This is a genomic window from Rhizobium centroccidentale (assembly GCF_030182565.1).
GTDB lineage: Bacteria > Pseudomonadota > Alphaproteobacteria > Rhizobiales > Rhizobiaceae > Rhizobium.
The window spans coordinates 211,690-230,449 of record NZ_JAQJCG010000004.1 but is presented as its reverse complement, the minus strand read 5'-3'; the positions used below and the strand labels follow the sequence as shown (position 1 = coordinate 230,449).

Sequence of the window (18,760 nt, the reverse complement as noted above, 5' to 3'; positions counted from 1 at the left end):
TATTGACGTCTGACGGAACGCCGAGGCGGTCGAGGCTTTCTCGCGGTGCAATGCGATGATCGACGAAAAGAAACTAGAAGAGCGCTTGGTCGTGGTCGAAACGGCCAAATCCTGGAGTCCGCGCGTCGTCGCGCGGCTGGAGACACTGCTGCGCTCGGGCACGGACGAGGCGCTTTATCGCATTAATCCTATTGAGTTCGCCAAGGAAAAGTCGATCGCCGAGGCTGAAGGGATCGATCTTTTTCTCCATGCATGCATGGCCGGACTATTCGATATGGATTGGCTGCTTGTGTGTCCGGTGTGCTCGGACGTTGTCGAGAGCTTCCGAAGCCTGCGCAAACTGCACACGCATTTTCATTGCCAGCTCTGTCAAAGCGATTACGACGCTGCGCTGGACGATTACATCACGGTGACATTTACGGTTTCCCCCGCCGTGCGCAGCATCCGCTTCCATCAACCGGATACTCTTTCGGCCTGGGACTACGTCTTCCATTATAAGTTGACGTCAGGCGGCGTCATGCCGGACGGCGTGCCGTGGAGCGAGACTGCCAAACAGCTGGTGCGGGTGCTCACCCGAATAGAGCCTGATACTGCGGTCAATTTTGAAGTTGATGCCACCGAAGGTGCCCTCCTGGGTCAGGATTTCGAAAGCGACGCTCAATTTTTCTTCCCCGTCGAAAAGGAAGCGGATTTGACGCAACCCCATGTGCCGGTCACGCTTCACCATGGCAAATGCGTGGCCGCCGCGGTAAGCATCACGCCCGGCAAGGTCGTGTTCGAGGTCCGCAACACCGGCAAACTACCCGTGGTATTCGGCATATTGCAGCTTCCATCGGCGACGTTCCAGCGCGAAAGGCTTCAATTCGGGCCGTCCTTGTCCGGTAAGCGGCTGCTGACGACTCAAACCTTTCGCGACTTCTTTCGCTCGGAGGTGATCAGCGCGACTGAGGGCATTGCGGTCCTCGACGTTACCCTCGTATTCACCGATCTCAAGGGCTCCACGGCACTCTACGAGCGGATAGGCGACCTTAACGCCTACATTCAGGTGCAGCGGCACTTCCAGCATCTTCTCGACGCCACCGTTCGGCACAACGGAGCCGTCACCAAGACGATCGGCGACGCGGTCATGGCGACATTCTTGACTTCGGCCGATGCGGTGCAGGCAGCCCTCGATATGCGCGAGGCGGTCGATCAGCTCAACCGGGACCGGCTGCAACGTGATTTCATCCTCAAGATCGGCGTGCATCGGGGAGCCGCAATCGCGGTCACGCTCAACGAGCGGCTCGATTACTTTGGTCAAACGGTAAATATAGCGGCGCGGGTGCAGAATCTTGCCGATGGCGACGAGATTTGCATCACGGAAGACGTGTATCGTGCGCCGGCGGTGGCAGAAATTATTGCGCCCTACCCGCTCGCAAGAAACGAGGCGGAACTCAAGGGCGTCAGCAAGGCCATGTCGATCTATCATGTAGCCAGGATCGAATCCTAGCCTGTCAATCGACAGCGAGCCATGCTGGCAGCACACCGATGCCGACCAAACGGCACCGCATCCCATGCCGGGAAGCATGCGATGGGTCGTCGGCGCCTGGAAGGCCGTCGGCGGACGGTGGGAAGTGAACCCAGTCCCCTCCACCGGATATCTCGCAGGTGCTGTTGTAACATCGCGTATAAGAAGCCGGCCTTGCGGGCGTTGGCAAGCGCAATGCACGGATCCTCACAGTGGCTCAGGCGCTCGGCTTCTTCGAAGCTAGTATTTCCTGCTCGATAACGGCCTCGGCGGCATTCCACGCCTTTGTCGCGATGGTCGGATCATGAAAAGCGCGCGCGTCGATCGTTGCACCGTCCAGAAGTATCATAAGGATCGAAGCGATGCGCGCGGCGGCAGGTTCCGGCAAAAGCGCCTTCAGCATGTCGGTCATCCATGCCGTCATGGTCTTCTTGTATCGAATGGCGACGGCAGAGATGTTTGGATAGTTGGTGCCGAATTCGGCAAGTGCACGCTCGAAAAGGCAGCCGGAAAATTGCGGCGTACCGAACCATGCCTCGTGCCAGGCAAAAATAGCCCTCAATTGCTCCTTCGCCGAGGCCATCGGCTCAACACATGCCCGAAGACTGGCCATGATGTCGTGATAGCGACGATCGAGCACGGCGGTAATCAGATCATCCTTGCCGGGGAAATGATTGTAGAGCGTCATGCGGGCGACGCCGGCTTCGGCCAGAATGCGGTCTATGCCGACCGGATGAAAGCCGTGCCTTGAAAACAAGTCGGTCGCAATGAGGATAAGTTGCTCTTTTTTCGGGCTCATCGATGCCTCAAGCGAAGTTCACCCTGCAATGGACAGATTATGCCTCGTTGTCCAGCAATTCCCATATGGACTTTCTATACTGACCGTTCTATCTAAATAGTCAATCGGCGCTGGCGGCGCCTCCTAAGTTCGCGGTATTCCATGAATGTAATGAGGAGCCATCTCGTCGCATTTCCCTGCCGCAAGGCTGCCGGACGAGATTCTGCGCGAACACGCAAAACGTTTGACCGGGCACCCATTGTCGCATTCTCCGGTTGCTCTACCTATCGCTCAAAGGCCGAAGGCCTGGAAGTAGACAGTTCCCGTGGCCCAGATGCATTCGACCTTCATGTTCAATTTCTCGACGCTCGACTTTCCCGAAAAAGATCGGTTTCATGCTTGGGTCAGCGACAATCACTGCGATTGCACATTGCGTGACGATGCTCCCATCGCCTTCGACGCCGAAGCAAGCGGCGCGGCGCTCGGTCCTCTTATCCTATCCGCCAGGCGGTGGCTCAATCAGGTCCGACCTTCTGCCTATGAGGTCAATCGAACAGAACGACATATACGGAGCGACGGCCAGGATTTCTTTCGTTTCACATTGATGGTGAGCGGCCAATTCCTGTGCCGATGGACCACGGATCAACCCGTAAAATCAGCTGGTGATCTTTTCGTTCTTGATGCTGCTCAAGTGAACCAAGGCATGGTTGCTGCCGGTGAAGTGATCTCGTTGGTGGTGCCGAGAGATCTCCTGCCGAGCCGCACCCAGCTTTTGCACGGGATGACTCTCGGAGGTGGCGTCGGCCGTCTCCTTGGAGACCATCTCCTTTCATTGTCGCGGAACCTCGAAAGCCTGGACGAACACGAAGTCCCCTATGTCGTTCAATCGACCTTGCAGCTTTTGACCGCCGCGGTTTCGCTAACACCGGATAGGGTCGTTGAAGCGGCCAGCCCGATAAGAGATGCGCTCTTCAATCGGATCCTGCGCTACATCGATGCGCATTTGCTGGATACCAATCTTACGCCCGATCGCATTTGCCGGGACGTTGGTCTGTCACGCGCAAAACTCTATCAACTGTTCGAAGGCAGCGGCGGCGTCATGCGGCAAATACAGCGCAGGAGATTGCACCGCGCCTACCAGATGCTGGCAGATCCCAATCGGCCGCAGCCCCATATCGCCGAGATCGCCTGGCGGCATGGTTTCTCCAACGAGAAATACTTCTACCGCCTGTTCAAAGCCGAATTCGGCCATACTCCCGGCGACACCTTGGAAAATATTCGCGCCGGCTCCGCGCTGAAACACGCCGCTTCTCATCGCCGTCGAGAGCACGATAGCCAGCCTTCGGGCTGGACCTTGCCTTTCGGCGTACCCGGCAATTGAAAATATCTGCAGGCGACAGCCGACACCATCGCCTCGTTTACAGTGGCACCAATGTCACCGATACTTATTTGCCGAACGGATTGGCCTTTCCGTCCCATTCGAGCGGATTGCCGCTTGTCGGCTGCTGCGATGCAGCCGCGTTCTGCTGGCTGCCACTGCTATCATCGGACTTCGGTTGGAATCTCGGTGAGAAATGCGGGAGCATCAACCGCGCCCAGGATCGATTGATCTTGGAAGCCTCATCGGGGCAGCGGGCCGCCCGTTCTTTCGGCAGCATGCCATTGTCGACGATCGGACTGTTGTTTGCCGGATCAAGGCCATAGACCATGCAGAGCAGGTTGAAGTAGCGCTGCGCATCGAGCGAATGCTCGTCGGCAAATGAGGCCGTATCCGGCGTGCCCGACGACTGGCTGTTGACCTTGAACCAGATGGATGCGAGCTGGAGAACGCGCGCAATATCATTCTTGGTTTCATTGTCGTCGACATGCGAAAGCAAGAGGACCGCCGCGAGCTGGTCGACGGAATCCTCTTCGCGGCCGACGGCAGGAATATCCAGCAGATCAATCAATGCGTGGCCGGATTCGTGCAGCAGGATAAAGCGGAGATTGTCCTTGACGAACTCGATCGTCAACGCTTCTGGATCCGATGCGCCCTTTGAGAGCGCCTTGCCCATCTGCAAGAGGCTGTCGATCATCTCATAGCAGAGAAAAACCGCGCCGTTCTTCTTGTTGTAGAATGCATTGATCGTATCGCATTGCCGCGTGACGTAGTGTAACGGACGCGGCGTCACGAAAAGCCCGTCGAGCCCGTCGATTTCGGGAATATTCAAAAAAAGGTGGGTATCGACGGCCCATCTGTAAGCGTAATTCAGCTTTGGATCTTCCGGCGGAAAATAGTGATAGACGAAGCGCAATCCCTTGCCGTCCGATGTCACCAACGAGCCGTCTGGAGGTGGTGGCAGTGCGCCGTCCTTCTGTTCCGTAAGCCCGTCATCGCCGCCAGCCTGCGCTGTCTGGCTGTCGGCGGAACCATTACTCTGCTCCGATTGCGTCTGACCGCCGGTCGAACTGTCCGGCGAGCCATTGCCATTTGTCGCAGATCCACGGCTGCTGGCGCTTGCGAGATCCGCAAGTTTCGCCATTGTCGGGTAGCTCGGATCGCCGTCGGCCGGATTTTCTCCGAACGGATAAAAGCCGTTCGAGATCAACACGGAGATGTTTTCGACGATCTTGCTGTTCTTGTCAGCGTTCCAGCTGAGATCATAGCCGCGGATCTCATTGCCTCTCTGTTCGAAGCGCGAATAGAATTTTCGATCGCCGGTCGTGCCCGAGATGATGAACCAATTTCGGCGCTTGAGCTGGTAGGTGATCGTACTGCCCTGCTCGCTGGCAAGGTTTTGATAGACTGCATCGATATCGCCCGGGCCACTATTGGCAAAACGCGCCGTCTTCAGCGCGACGGCGCCATCCTCCGTCTGCAGGGTCTCACCACCAATCTTGTTGCCCTGCCTTTGGGTCAACAGGCCCGCAGGATAGGAGATCGTCATGCCAGTCAGAGAATTGTCCAGTGCGCGCCATTGCAATTGCTTGCGCAGATCGAGCGCCGTTCTGCCCAGTTCGAGCGCGTCCGGGGCGGAAAGCTTGCCGGTGGCTGGACGGCTATGATCACGCTGATAGCTTGCAATCGCATTGCGGCCACTCGGTCCGAAGGAGCCGTCGGCAAAGCCGTTATAGTAGCCGAGCAGAATGAGCCCTTCCTGCGTGAGCCGCCTCTCCCAAATGTTCAAAGCATCTTCGATCGAATCGGTGCTTTCGAGATCCGGCCGGGAGGCATCCTGGTTTGAAGATTGCGCCAAGGCAGGCTGGATCGATGCGCAGAACGGAAAGGTCAGGAGAAGAGCCAGGGCGAAGAAGATTTTCCTGGAGCAGCAAAACCTCAAGGCGAAATTCATCATGGGCGAGCTCCGGCTCTGTAGATGGATGTCATAAAATGGAGCGTGTTTGACATGAGGAGGCGCTTGTACATGCTGGAAAATCATTGTCCGGAGACGGTTCGCAGCAGCAACACATCGATGTCGCGTTCCGGCGCATAATTCTTGATATCCATCTCGAATTGCGTCGGAGAGATCTTCTTCACGCCGTTGCCGCAAAAGGAGACCAGCGTTTTGGGGTCGCCCTTGTCGACGATCAGCTTGAACTCTCCGATCGGCCCGGCCCAATTGCCGCCCGAAGTGATGACATAGGAAAGATATTGCTCGAAAGCCTGAACGCCTTTGGCACTATCATCAGATATCCGCTTGTAGAGAGAGCGGGCCGACTTCAAGAAGGTTTCGTCGGTGCAGAACTTCGCGCGATAGGATTTGAGCTGATCCGCGTCCATGTCCGGCGCACCGAGCGAGAGCGTCGACTGACTGCCGACGACGGGCACATAGGTCTGCTGTACGACAATCTCCTTCCCTTTCGGAAAGGTTTGGTTCCGCCAATATTTGGATCGCAGTGTCCATAGCGGATAGAGAGTGGCTGGCTGTCCGTTATAATCGCCCTCGCCGGTATCAAAGATACCGGCATCCACCAACTCCTTGCGCTGCGCGTTCGTCAGGCGGCCGATTGCCGCCTCGGTGGCTTCTGCTGTCGGCACCAGGGATATGTGCAGCGCCTTGAGTTTATCCGTAATCTCCTCGTCTGGCTGACCATCTGCGACGAGGAAAGCTCGCTGTTCAAGCTGCGAGGCAACAGGCTGCCCATCGACCACGGTTTGAAATTTCATGAAATTGTCGCTCGCCGGATCGGGAACGACGGTCGTGGAGTTGGATCCGCCGCCCGGAAACGCGGGCATCGGAAAGGCGATGGTGGTCGTATAGTCCGCGTTCGTCAGATTGCGGAAGCGGTAGGAAATGCGAATGCCGGCGGCCGAAAGGTAGAGATCCTCGGAGATGAGCGCGATCTTGTCGGTTTTCTGAAGAATCAAGCCACCGGTCCCCAGCGTGGCCGAGCTGTCGTCGCCAAGGGCTGGAGTGGATAGCAGTACCATGGCGATACAGGCGAGCGGGCTAAAGCGCATGACTGGGTCTTTCTAAATTGACAGGAATGGCAGGGGCAGCGTGTAGAGTCCGTCACGAGCCATGCTGGTGACCGGTCGGCAGTCATCTTTCCGCAGATCGTTGCGCCCACGGGATTGCGACGGATTTCGATTACTGGAGATGTCAGGCTTCGAGCTTGAATTTTGCATGATCCGCCGTGATTCAGGACGATATCTGATCTACCCTGCAAAGGTATTGCGGGCATCGGAGCGCAGAGCTCGAAGGCCTTTATCAGAGCGCGTTGCCCGCACCGATCTCCGCGCGTCTTTCGTAGGTGTACATCCGTCCATATTTCCGAGAATCCATCGTGATAGCTGACGAGCAGGTCCTCAGAATTTTGAAGGCAACCTGCGCTAGGACACTCAAAGTTCGACCCCGCTCGAAAGAAGCGGATCTACCGCGGCATCTGCTCAACCGCCGAAAGCGCATAGCCGCGTTGAACTGTCCCGCTAAAGGCAGCGCCGTGACAGCTTAGAGAATAGCGCTCCCAGGAGTTGTTGGTGACGATCGATCGCGTTGGCGCATCTACGGTCCGGTTCTGATAATTGACCTCGGCCTCATAGAGGGCCTGTTCACCAGGCCCTTGCGAGACACCCTTGGTCGAGACCAGGGTTTGATGTGTGCCGCCCTTCTGCATTGCGACGGGCTCTGGCATGACCAAGGCCATCTGTTCCCGATGTTTCTCCGTCAGGTAGGTCAGGCATGCGGCAAAGCTCGAAAAAGGGCCGGCCACGAGAGGTTCGGGCGGCAGGGATCCGCTGGCAAGCGCTGTGCGAGCGATAAGAAATAGGCAAGCGGCGGCGAGCCATGGACCGACATGGAGCGCTCGCCGGGGCCTCGTCGTCTTAGTCATGGATCCATCTGGTAAAACAATATCCATTGGTTCTCTCTGCCGTCGAAACGGAGTTTCACTATGTCGCCTACTTGAGATGCAGGCGCTGAATGTTCGGTCCGCCTTGTCCTAGGTCGCTTCTCAAGCTGCCCTCACTGCCCCGGCGGATAGGTCGGGCTTGTCAGGCACTGGCCGAACCAGTCCGTATCCGTCGTTTCGAGCGGCCAGATACCTTCCACATCGAGTTTGGCAAGGCCCGTCTTCGGTGACGGAAAATGTTGATCCGCATCGGGATTCAGCGTCCAGGTCATATCCTTGCCGCCGCCGCAAATATCGCCCGATTGATCGCTGCACAGAGCGGCGGGCTTCGCATTGTCGCCTTCGATGGTGCTGACGGCGTGATATTCATAGAGTGACCAGCTGGCCCATTCCGTGCTGGCGCTGCAAAGGCGGGTCTTGTTCTGGACATGCATGGCGCCGCTGCATTGATAGGAATAGCTCGACCCATCCCTGTCGTTGGGAATGAACTCGCAACTCGTATCGAAGCCGGCAAAGGCGCCTCCGCTGTATTTCGCGAGAAAGCGGCGCTGCGCCTGAGCCTGCATGACCAACCCTTTCTCCGATTGATCACCGAGCTGTGCGGTGCGTTCTGCAATCACCCGGCGCAGCTTTCCGGCGGGCATGGCCGAGCCGTCCAAGCCGGTCTTCAGCCCCTCATTGCGCGCAGCGATCCAGCGACGCTGGCTATTCACCAGCATCGAGCGGATTTCCGGATCTGGCGCTGATTTGAGGAGTGCGGCATAGGCTTGCCCCATGGCGGCGTCGGCTGCCTTGAGGCCGGCGTTGCCGCAGATCCTCTTATCGATCGGATCGCTCGCCTTGGTACAATCAACTGCCCAGGAAGGAGTTGCAGCACTCACTCCAATGATCGCCAGAAAGGTGGCGATCGTCAGCCGAACTCCTGCTATGGATTGATGACGACACACGGTGGCTTCCGTTCCTTTATTTCTTCTGCCGGATGATGTAGTTGGGTGATATCGCAATCTCGCCGATCGATACCGTCATCGAAAGCTCCGCACCCTTCCACGATAAAGCGATGAGTTCGATCAGACCGGCGGCGGATAGAAGGCGGCGAGCTTCCATGTGGGGTTGTCAATTCGCCTTATGCCATTTGGAGCGCTCGCAGGTGGCTTGAAAGTCCGAAACCGTTGGCTTGCCGTCGCCAAAGCTGGTGAGGCTCAGTTCCATGTCGCCCTTGTGATAATAGTAGCTGCAGGATGCGAGATCCGTTCCCGAGCAATCGGTCGCCTCGATGATCCCGCTCTTGCGAATATTGTCGCCGACGAAATCTTGATAGGTAGGAGCGGGACTGCGAAACGGCTCCCACCCTTCGGCAATGATCGCCGCACGAGCCTCGGCGACGGGCTTGCCGTAAACATTCGGCACCACGGCCTGTCCGCCGCAGACGGACTGCTCTTTCGCCAGAGGCTGGACTTCGATCGCACGACCGTCAACGAACCGAACGTCGCCAATAGGCGTTTGAACGAGGTCGCCATCGACAATGCGCAGGCTGTCCTTGGCCGCGATGATCCTGCCGATCGCTAGCTTGCTGTTCTTACTTGCGTAGATGATGACGAAAAGCTGCGTGCCGCTAAAGAGCGCGATATTGCCCTGACTGATCTCGCAGGCACCGGCGGTCGAAGGCTCGAATTCGCCGGCGAAGCTCACCGCGTCATAGGATCCGAGCTTTGCTTCCCCCGTCACTCCCCAGCCGAGCGCATCGGCCGCCTTTCCGCCCGCGCTCTTCGGAACCACCAGTGCGTCGCATTCCTCCCGGGATTGGGCCGAGGCAGGTGCTTTGGGCAATTGCGATAGAAACGCGATTTCGAGCCCCGGAAGCCGCGACCGTATGCTCGGCGCAACCTCTGCACCCTGGCCTAGCGCGATCGGACCGCCACCCAAAAGAAAAGCCAATACGAGCAAAGTGCGACCGGCGGAGCGTTGGAGAATACGCTTGTGAATGATCAAGAGAGCCTCGAAGACGTGGACATCAGCGAAAAATACAGGGATGTCTATTCAACGGCTGAGCACCGTTCAAGACGTACCGACTTGAACGAGGTCTACTCCCCTCCATCTCGAGTGCACATCCGTCCAGAATTGCACGTCCGCGATATTTCGCCTCGCAAAGGGAGGCTGCGAGCTCACACTGATTCCTTTCGCGGCAATCGCTTTTTCCAGGCGGCAGCTGGAAATTACGGGCCGCGTCGCAAATCTGCCGAGCGTCTTCCCATTCGGCCCTCGCGCAGTGCACGATCATCCATAACAAGTGCACTTGCGTTCAGATTGCGGAAATCGGCTGTCATCGATCACGCTGTCGGGCTATGCGGATACCGCGACTGCGATAGAGGTCCCGTTCGAGGCGACGAGCCTCTCCTTTGTGATCCGCTGTCGTGAGAGGACAAACACGGATTCATGCGTAAGCTCCTATTCATTCTTGCGATTGCTGGCATGACGGGCATCGCCCACGCCGAGGACGTCAACTTTTACGATCTTCTGAAGGACCCGGTTCATGCCCGGTCATGGAAGGCCATGCTGTCATCCGCCAAGGGAACGCCTGCCTGGGTGCGCGACCAGAACAGGTTCATCGCAGAACCGGTCAAGACCGTCTCCATCGACTCGGTGGACTACTCGATCAGCATCCTTGCCAAACAGCATGCGACAAACGACGGTCAGGCAGCAATCCTCTTTAAAGCGGATGGCACGCAGGCATGGGCGGAGATCCAGGACGAGAAGAGTCTGAAGCTCTATTTGGGGAACCCTTCCGCAGCGCTGAAGACCGCGCTGGACAAGGCCCTAGCGGAGTAGTCACGTGCGCGTTGCGATGCAGTTGCCAGGCTTTCTATGCTGTGCTCTTCTTGGAGTGCAGCTGGCAGCGACTGTGCGCGCAGATGCAAGCGATGTGCAAACAACCGAGTACACAGGGGCACAACAATCGACGTCCGCCGGCTCTGCGACGGCGCGGAACGACGAAACATCCACATGTAAGACCTTATCGACCTGCCTCACCATTGCCGAGGACGGCACTCAAACAAACGCAGACCGGTCGCTTGCCTATAGCAGCGCCGGCTATATCAAGATCGACGGCAACGAACTGGATCTGGCTGAAGAGTATTTCAGCCGAGCACTCGAGCTCGATGCAAAATCGGATCTCGCCTATGCGGGCCGAGGTGATGCCGAGTTTGCGAAAGGAGATTATGAGAAGGCCATTGCCGACGCCGGGAAGGCGGCAGAATTGAAGCCGGATGGTCATCCGGAGGTCTATCTCATCCTCGGCACCCTAGCCGATCGCAATGGTGATCACGAAGCAAGGATCGGCTATATGAACAAGGCTATTGCACTTGCGCCCGACTTTGCGGAAGCCTATGCCGGACGGGGCAACGGCTATCTCGCCGAAAGCAAATACAATCTGGCCCTGGCCGACTTCAACAAAGCCATCACCCTCAAACCTCAGCTGTCAGCCATGCTGCAGCAGACGTTCGAGGTTACCTATGTCGAGCGGGGCGGCTTGTATGTAAAAGACGGCGATTACCGTGCGGCAATCGACGACTATACCTGTGCATTGCAGCTGAATCCCTCCAATACAAGAGCGCTCAACGATCGGGGTGACGCCTATAACATGATCGGCGATTTCGGCAGGGCCATTGCGGATTTCACGAAGGCCATAGAAAGCGATGCGTCCTATCCCTATGCCTACAGCAATCGCGGCCTTTCCTATTTCAAGATCGGCAGGAACGATCAGGCGCTCCGTGACCTCGACAAGGCCATCGAACTCAACGATCAATCGAGTTCGACCTATTTCGTGCGGGGCGAGGTTTATCGAAGCAAATCGGACTTTAGGTCCGCATTGGCCGATTTTCAAAAGGCGCTCGAATTGACGCCGGCCGATGATCCCGGCCGCACCAACATGCTGTCGGCAATTGAATCGGTGAAAAGATGAACGCAATCATCGGCTCCGCCACGCATCCTACCTGGGATTGGCCATCGCGGCTCTCCCACGCTGCCCCATAGACTATTGTCGTACATCAACAGAGGACGTTTTCGCTTTGTATAAGACAGCTCTTTACGCTTTCGCGCTCGCCACCATTTCTCTCAGCTCGGCCGCTGCCAGCACGTGCTCGCAGCACTATCAAAGCACTGGTGTTCCGCTTGTAACCGGCGTGACCTATAAGACCTGGATGGAATTCCCATCAGTCAGCCCAGCCGTCGCCTTTGATAAGGTATCGCGGGCAGTCCTGGCCGAAGGTTTTGTGGATGTGAATGCCGAGAAACAGCTCGGCACGCTAACGGCGCAACAGGAAACGACCGGTTCGGGCCGGCCTCAGACGCTGCGCGTCGTCGTCAGAAAGAGCGGCAAGGGCAGCCGGGTCGATGCGCTTTTCATGGTGCCGCAGGGCCAAGTTGCTCCGAGCATGAGCGACAATCTCTGCCGTGTCGTCAACTCTGTAGCCGATTAAGTCTCTCGCAAACCTACCGTAGGTGCGAGTATTTAATCTCACCACGTTTCGGCTGCTATTTGGGCCGGCCGCGATATGCGGCCGCGCTCTTCAACATCGATAGGTTTGACTTGATCCACTCGTGAACAACGGACTTCCACGACCGTTGCTCAGTAGGAAATGCGCCCATTGACGATGGGTGGCGAGCCGGGGGAAAGTTGCTGTTTCAACACCTGTCTCGCATCATCGCTGATGATCGACATGGGCGCTGCGACAGCGACCTTTGCCGCGGAGCCCGCCAGGTCCGCGGTTCGCACCGCCGCCATACCGACCCGATCCGCAAGCGAGGTTTGTCCGGTGTCCAACGACTGTCCTGCCAGCCGCCGTCCAAGCAGCTGAACCATATCCCGATTGTCCGCAAACGTATTATGGCCCAGCGCATCGTCGGGTTTAACGGAACTCGTATCGACGACCGTGATTCCGAGCTTGGCCAAATCAGCCGCATAAGGCGTCGAATCGAAGCCGCCGACACGGTTGACGCCGCCGGAGAGCCATCGCGAGACCTGCAGAGCCTTATCCTTTGTCGATGAAAAGATCGTGAAATGCGGGCGTTGCGGCCCCATTTCGATCAACTGGCGACGAAATACGTCGATATCGATGTCGGGCGATGCCAGGATGACATTCTTCACCTTCGACGGAATTGTCTTGTTGCGCATCGCGACGCCGCGCAGCGCCTCCGCGGTCAGCCAGGACCCCATGGAATGGGCAAGAATGGTCACTTCCCCGACGTCAGGGCTTTTGGCAGATTGCAGGATCATATCCTCCAGCGCCCGCCGTGAGAAATTCGTGCTCTCCTTGTCATAGAGATAGTCGAAGACATTGCCGCGCGAGGGCCAGGTGAAGAGGATCGGCGCGGCGTCGGTTCCGGAATCATGAATGATCTGCGCGAAGCGAAAGACCGCGTCTGAATAGGTATTGTTGAAGCCGTGCACGAAGATGACGACCTGGCGCTTGGCATTGCGGTTCTTGGCGAACCATTCGAAAATATTGCGCTCGGACGCCACCCTTCCGACCTTGAGGACAGCAAACTCCTTTTCGGGATTGGCCGGCACATGCGATGGCCATTGCACTTCGCCGATCTTGCGATTTCGATCGGGAGGAAGGGAAACGACGATATCGTTGAGAGAAATCGCCGTTCCACGTTCGCCGGAATAAAGCTCGCCGGGTTTGTCGGTCGGTTGGCGGGTCGTCGCCACCATCATGTCCACAGTGCTCGTGCCCGGCCCCGCGGTTGCGACCGGCTGGAGAACATTCTCCAGCCGTCCGGCGCATCCGGCCAACATCGATAGGGCCATCAGAACAGAAAGACATGATCGCCTGGGAACAAAGGTCACCCTTTGAACGTCAAACATCAGATCGCCTCATGCTGCGCGTCGTCGCGGGGAATGCGAAACCAGGCAACATACAGGGCGGGAAGGAAGAGCAGCGTCAGAACCGTACCGACGACGATGCCGCCCATCATCGCATAGGCCATCGGACCCCAGAATATCTCCCGGGAGATCGGGATTAGCGCAAGCGTTGCCGCCGCGGCCGTCAGCATGATGGGCCGCATTCGATGCTCCGTCGCCTCGATGACGGCTTGCCAGGCTGGCACGCCTTCGCTTCGAAGGTGCTCGATCTGCACGACAAGGATCACCGAGTTGCGGATCAGGATACCTATGAGAGCAAGTATGCCAAGGATTGCGACGAACCCCATGGGCGCGTTGCTGAAGAGAAGTGCGGCAACCACACCGATAAGCGCTGTTGGAGCGACGGCGAACACCAGAAAGAGCCGGCTGAAACTTTGCAGCTGGATCATCAGGATCGTCGCCATGATGAACAGCATCAGCGGCGCTACCGCCACGATCGGCCCCTGCGCCTTGGCACTTTCCTCGACCGAGCCGCCATCTACGATGTGATAGCCGCTTGGAAGCGTCTTGCGGAATTCGTCGACTTTTGGTTGCAGTTCGTTGACGATCGTCGCCGGCTGCGTCGATCCGGCAACTGCGGCCTTGATGGTGATGGTCGGTATGCGCGTCCGCCGCCAGATCGTCGGCTGCTCCAGTTCATAATGGAAATTCGCAACCGCCGAGAGGGGCACGGATTTGCCGTTCGAGCCGGCCAGCAGAAGGTTCTGCAGCGTCTCGATCGAGCCGCGCTCGGCCGTCTGTGCCCTGCCGATCACATCGATCAGATAGATGTCGTCCCGAATATTCGTTGCGGCCGTTCCCTCGACGATGCCGTTGAGAGCCGTTGCGATATCTTGAGACGAGACGCCCAATTGCCGCGCCTTGTCCTGCAGAACGTCGACTTTGACGACGCGCGAAGGTTCGTTCCAGTCGAAGGTCATGTTGGACAGCAGGGGATGCTGACCGACGATGCCTGCAAATTGCTGGGCGATGTCCCGGACCTTCTGGACATCGGGTCCGCTGATCCGGTACTGCACCGGCTTGCCCACCGGCGGACCGATGTCGAGCAGCTTCACGAAAGCGTCGGTTCCGGGGAAGGTTTTTGTCAGATAATCCTGCAGTTCGGCTTTGACCTTGTCGCGAACGTCAAGACCCTTGGTGACGATGACTGTCTGGCCGAACGAGACGTCGGGTGTTTGCACGTCGAAGGACAGGATGAAGCGAGGAGCGCCTTGTCCGACATAGCTCGTCCAATGATCGATATCCTTGTTGTTCGCGAGCATCTCGTGTTCGAACCTGGCCATCTGCTTGTTCGTCTCGGAAATCGAGCTGTTCTGCGGCAAGTTCCAGTCGACGATCAGTTCGGGTCTGTCGGAGGAAGGGAAGAACTGTTGCTGCACCAGGCCCATCCCGCCGATGGAGAGGGCAAACGCGCCCACGGTCGCGCCGATGGTTATCCAGCGCCAACGCAAGGCGAGGCCTAGAAGCCAGGCGAAGACGCGCGCAAAGCGGCCTTTCTGATCATGGTGGGATTTCATGGTCTTCGGAAGGATCGTCACGCCGAGAAGCGGCGTGAACAACACCGCGACGATCCATGAGACCAGGAGCGAAACGGCAATGACCACGAAGAGAGTGAAGGTGAATTCGCCGGCCGCACTGGTGTTGAGGCCGACGGGGATAAAGCCCGCGACCGTCACGAGCGTGCCCGTCAACATCGGGAAGGCCGTCGAGGTGTAGACGTAGGTCGCTGCCTTTCTCAGGTCGTCACCCACTTCCAGTCGGGCCACCATCATCTCAACCGCGATCATGGCATCGTCAACGAGAAGGCCAAGGGCGATGATCAGCGCTCCAAGCGAAATACGCTGCATGGAAATGCCGGTATATGCCATGACGAGAAAGGTGATCGCCAGCACGAGCGGAATCGAGATGGCGACGACGAGCCCCGCCCGGACGCCAAGGCTGATGAAGCTGATCGCCAGCACGATGACGATCGCTTCGAACAGGGCGCGCGTGAAGCCCGACACGGCTTCATCGACGACGGCGGGCTGATCGGAGACGCGCTGAACGTCGACGCCGATGGGAAGATCGGCCGTGACCTGCTCGATTTCCTTGTCGAGCGCCTTGCCGAACTCAAGCAGATTTGCCCCGGTCTTCATACCTATGGCAAGGCCGATGGCCGGCTGCCCGTTAAATCTGAACAGCGATGAAGGAGGATCGACATAGCCGCGTTTGATCGTCGCAACGTCGGTCAGCGGAAAGAAACGATCGTTGACGCGAAGATTGATCGATCTGAGGCTGTCCTCGGATGTGAACTGGCCGCTGACCCGCAAGGCGATGCGCTCGGGGCCGGCATCGACGAAACCGGACTGCGTCACGGCGTTCTGCGCCTGAAGCGTGTCGATGACCGACTGCTGATTAAGGCCGAGCGCGGCGATCTTCCGCGTGGAAAATTCGAGATAGACAGCCTCGTCCTGCGCGCCGATGATATCGACCTTGCCGACATTGGGGACCGTCAGCACTTTCGCGCGCGCATCCTCGACCAGATCCCGAAGCTGGCGCTGTGTCAGCCCGTCACCGGTAAAGGCATAGATATTGCCATAGACATCACCGAAGTTATCATTGAAGAACGGTCCGACGACGCCGCTTGGAAAATCTCCCTTGATGTCGGCGACCATATTGCGGACACGCATCCAGATGGCGTTGACATCCTTGGCCTTGGTCGTCGGCAGAAGCTCGACGAAAATGGTCGTCTGGCCGGCAACCGTCTCGCTCTTCGTATAGTCGAGCGAATCCAGCTCTTCCAGCTTCTTTTCTATGCGGTCGGTGACCTGTTTGGTCACCTCCTCTGCCGATGCGCCAGGCCATTGCGCCTGAATGATCATGGTCTTGATGGTGAAGGCGGGATCTTCTTCGCGGCCGAGACCGATATAGGAAAACGCACCGGCCAGAATGAAGACGATCATGAAGTACCAGACGAGCGAACGATGTTCGAGCGCCCAGTCGGACAGATTGAATTTTTTCACGGGGATCTTTCCTTAATCTACCCTGACGGCCTGGCCGTCTGCAAGCTTGTGAACTCCGGCAACGACGATGCGTTCGCCGGGGCTGATGCCTTCCGCGATCCTTACCGAACCGCCTTCGACGAGGTCCCCGTCAATCTTGATTGCGCGAATGGAGACTCTGCGAGCCGCGGTATCGACCACCCAGACGTTCGGCTTCCCGTCTTTCACCAGCACGGACGAGGACGGCAGCAGGATCATCGGATCCGCAATAACAGTCGCGGTCGCGGTAACGACGGAGCCAAGGCGAAATGCCGCCGGCGGATTGATGAGTGTGATTTTCGTGCGCCGCGTGCGGGTAGTGGCTTCGGCTTCCGGAGCAATCTCTCGGACGACACCGCTCGCACGGATGCTCGGGTCGAGCTGGAGCGCCACTTCAAAGGGCGAGCCCACCTTGAGACCGTCGAAGCTTGCCACCGGTATGTCGATGATGGCATCGCGCTGGTCGGGGCGTGCGACGGTAGCAATGCTCTGGCCGGCGGAGACGACCTGACCCACTTCGGCGGAAGTTGCGGTCACGACACCATCGAATTCCGCGCGCAGCTGCGCATAGCCCAGCTGCTCCTCGGCCTTGTCCAGGTTGGCCTGTGCCTTTGCAACCGCCGCACTCGCGCTCTTGCGGCCAAGTTCGGCTTCTTCGTAAGCCGCCTCGCTTCCCGATCGGCTCTCGAGCAAGGACCGTTGGCGCTCCTCCGTGGATGCGGCATTTGCCAACTGCGCCTGGGCATTCGAAAGCTCGGATTGGGAACTCTTGACCGCAAGTTCGAGCGAAAGCGGATCGATGGCGGCAACGACATCGCCTTTCCTGACGATATCGCCGACGCTGACCTTGCGCGCGATGACCCGTCCCAGGACCCGAAATGCAAGCTGGGTCTCGATCCTGGCCTCGACCGTCCCCGGAAGGGTCAGCGCGGAGGCAGCGGTGGACTGGGCGACGACGGAAAGTACGGGGCGCGGCGGTTCGTAATGGGCTTCATCCTGTTTTTCGCAAGAAGTCAGCAGCAATGACCCGAGAATCGCCAGGCCGGCTGTGATGCGGATATTCATTTTGCAGCTCCATTGTCGTATGTGACGGCCTGGCCCGATCGCAGGAATTTCGCGCCGTCGGCGACGACGATCTCGCCCGGCGATAGGCCCGCCCGCACGGCAAAACGGCCGGTTTCATAGCCGGAGACATCGACCTGGCGAAGAGAGACGCTCGACGAGGCGGGATCGACGATCCAGACCGCCGGCCTACCGCCCTTCGAGGCCATCGCCGACCACGGCAGTTCGATTGCGTCCCGTGCGGCGGATCGAAACAGACCGACGACCGGAGCGCCGAGCGGCATGTCCGGTGCCCCTTCGAGCGCCACCTTGACCCTGATTGTCCCGGTCGACGAGTCGATCGTGGGCGAGATTTCACGGACGGAGGCCTCTATCCTGTGAGACGGCGCCGAAAGGAGGCTGACGGCGACCTTGTTTTCAAGATTGCGGCCCAGATAAAGGGATTCAAAGACGTTGAAGACCGCATCCCGCGGGCCGTCATGCGCAAGGGTAAAGACCAGCTGCGCCGCCTGCGCGACCTGGCCCACTTCGGCATTTCTGGCGGTGATCACACCGTCGGCATCGGCACGCAGTTCCGTATAGGAAAGCGCGTCCTGGGCGGTGTCGAGTTGCGCTTGCGCCGATTTCACGCTTCCCTGGGCCGTCAGGAGGGTTTCCTGAGCCTGGTCAAGCGCGGCGCGGGTCGTAACCTGCGTCTTGAAGAGGTTCTGCTGCCGGTCGAAGGCCAGCTGGGCCTGTGTCTGCTGGGCGAGCGCCGACTGCAGGTTCGCCGTGGCTACGCCCAGATCGGCCTTCTGTTCTTCGGCATCCATGCGCGCAAGCACCTGCCCCGCCTTCACCGACGAGCCGACATCGACGAGGCGTTCGACAATGCGCCCGCTGACCCTGAAGGAAAGATCGCTCTCGACCCGGGCACTGACTTCGCCGGTGATGCTGTTGTTTTCGACGACCGGCGTCACCTTGGCGACGACGGTCTCCACATTCTTCGGCTTGGTCTCGCTCGCGCTCTGCTCTTCGCATGAGGCAAGCGCGACGGCACTGACACCAAGCCAGGCGACCACAAGGACAGTTTTCATGAATTTGACCTCTTGCATCCGTTCGGCAGACGAATATTATTGACTGACTAGGAAGTCAATGGA

16 protein-coding genes are annotated in these 18,760 nt (G+C 58.3%); 5 read left to right on the top strand and 11 right to left on the bottom strand.

What is annotated here, in order from left to right; translation table 11 throughout:
• Window positions 1-55 precede the first annotated feature (55 nt).
• Window positions 56-1,489 carry an adenylate/guanylate cyclase domain-containing protein gene (locus PH562_RS07820; protein ID WP_285172524.1) on the top strand — a complete coding sequence of 478 codons (1,434 nt, stop codon included), beginning with the start codon at window positions 56-58 and terminating at the stop codon, window positions 1,487-1,489.
• A 235-nt stretch (window positions 1,490-1,724) separates the two neighbouring features.
• Here the strand turns inward: PH562_RS07820 and PH562_RS07815 are convergent, their stop codons facing one another.
• Window positions 1,725-2,306: a TetR/AcrR family transcriptional regulator gene (locus PH562_RS07815; protein WP_285172523.1), complete on the bottom strand. Its 582-nt coding sequence runs from the start codon at window positions 2,304-2,306 to the stop codon at window positions 1,725-1,727.
• Window positions 2,307-2,619: 313 nt separating this feature from the next.
• Here PH562_RS07815 and PH562_RS07810 point away from each other — a divergent pair, with 313 nt between their 5' ends.
• Entirely contained in the window at window positions 2,620-3,666 is a 1,047-nt protein-coding gene (locus tag PH562_RS07810; RefSeq protein ID WP_285172642.1) for a helix-turn-helix domain-containing protein, read from the top strand.
• Window positions 3,667-3,730: 64 nt separating this feature from the next.
• Here PH562_RS07810 and PH562_RS07805 read toward each other — a convergent pair whose 3' ends face one another.
• The 6 genes from PH562_RS07805 to PH562_RS07780 all read right to left on the bottom strand — a co-directional run bounded on the left by PH562_RS07805 (window position 3,731) and on the right by PH562_RS07780 (window position 9,605).
• Window positions 3,731-5,620 carry a DUF4344 domain-containing metallopeptidase gene (locus PH562_RS07805; RefSeq protein WP_285172522.1) on the bottom strand — a complete coding sequence of 630 codons (1,890 nt, stop codon included), beginning with the start codon at window positions 5,618-5,620 and terminating at the stop codon, window positions 3,731-3,733.
• A gap of 80 nt (window positions 5,621-5,700) precedes the next feature.
• On the bottom strand, window positions 5,701-6,726 hold the full coding sequence (locus PH562_RS07800; protein ID WP_285172521.1) for a DUF4424 domain-containing protein: 1,026 nt from the start codon (window positions 6,724-6,726) through the stop codon (window positions 5,701-5,703).
• Window positions 6,727-7,139: 413 nt separating this feature from the next.
• On the bottom strand, window positions 7,140-7,598 hold the full coding sequence (locus tag PH562_RS07795) for a hypothetical protein (RefSeq protein ID WP_285172520.1): 459 nt from the start codon (window positions 7,596-7,598) through the stop codon (window positions 7,140-7,142).
• A gap of 131 nt (window positions 7,599-7,729) precedes the next feature.
• Window positions 7,730-8,563, bottom strand: a complete 834-nt coding sequence (locus PH562_RS07790) for a lysozyme inhibitor LprI family protein (protein ID WP_285172519.1) — start codon at window positions 8,561-8,563, stop codon at window positions 7,730-7,732.
• A 16-nt stretch (window positions 8,564-8,579) separates the two neighbouring features.
• A complete protein-coding gene (locus PH562_RS07785; RefSeq protein ID WP_285172518.1) occupies window positions 8,580-8,720 on the bottom strand; it encodes a hypothetical protein in 141 nt (46 codons plus the stop codon).
• 9 nt (window positions 8,721-8,729) lie between these two features.
• Complete coding sequence (locus PH562_RS07780; protein WP_285172517.1) at window positions 8,730-9,605, bottom strand: hypothetical protein; 876 nt, start codon at window positions 9,603-9,605, stop codon at window positions 8,730-8,732.
• Between the two features lie 444 nt (window positions 9,606-10,049).
• On the opposite strand from PH562_RS07780, the gene PH562_RS07775 reads away from it, so the two are divergent.
• From PH562_RS07775 to PH562_RS07765, 3 genes are all read left to right on the top strand, one after another.
• Complete coding sequence (locus PH562_RS07775; protein ID WP_285172516.1) at window positions 10,050-10,442, top strand: Ivy family c-type lysozyme inhibitor; 393 nt, start codon at window positions 10,050-10,052, stop codon at window positions 10,440-10,442.
• 94 nt (window positions 10,443-10,536) lie between these two features.
• Window positions 10,537-11,574 (top strand): tetratricopeptide repeat protein, encoded by a 1,038-nt coding sequence (locus PH562_RS07770; RefSeq protein WP_285172515.1) that lies wholly within the window; start codon window positions 10,537-10,539, stop codon window positions 11,572-11,574.
• A 106-nt stretch (window positions 11,575-11,680) separates the two neighbouring features.
• Window positions 11,681-12,091, top strand: a complete 411-nt coding sequence (locus PH562_RS07765; protein WP_208409319.1) for a hypothetical protein — start codon at window positions 11,681-11,683, stop codon at window positions 12,089-12,091.
• A gap of 149 nt (window positions 12,092-12,240) precedes the next feature.
• Here the strand turns inward: PH562_RS07765 and PH562_RS07760 are convergent, their stop codons facing one another.
• From PH562_RS07760 to PH562_RS07745, 4 genes are read right to left on the bottom strand one after another with little or no spacing between them, the layout of a single operon-like run.
• On the bottom strand, window positions 12,241-13,482 hold the full coding sequence (locus tag PH562_RS07760; protein WP_285172514.1) for an alpha/beta hydrolase: 1,242 nt from the start codon (window positions 13,480-13,482) through the stop codon (window positions 12,241-12,243).
• A complete protein-coding gene (locus PH562_RS07755) occupies window positions 13,482-16,541 on the bottom strand; it encodes an efflux RND transporter permease subunit (protein ID WP_285172513.1) in 3,060 nt (1,019 codons plus the stop codon). Before PH562_RS07755 ends, PH562_RS07760 begins: the two co-directional genes overlap by 1 nt.
• Before the next feature lie 12 nt (window positions 16,542-16,553).
• Window positions 16,554-17,624 (bottom strand): efflux RND transporter periplasmic adaptor subunit, encoded by a 1,071-nt coding sequence (locus tag PH562_RS07750; RefSeq protein ID WP_285172512.1) that lies wholly within the window; start codon window positions 17,622-17,624, stop codon window positions 16,554-16,556.
• Window positions 17,621-18,697, bottom strand: a complete 1,077-nt coding sequence (locus PH562_RS07745; protein ID WP_285172511.1) for an efflux RND transporter periplasmic adaptor subunit — start codon at window positions 18,695-18,697, stop codon at window positions 17,621-17,623. The genes PH562_RS07750 and PH562_RS07745 overlap by 4 nt, the downstream gene beginning before the upstream one ends.
• Between the last annotated feature and the right edge of the window lie 63 nt (window positions 18,698-18,760).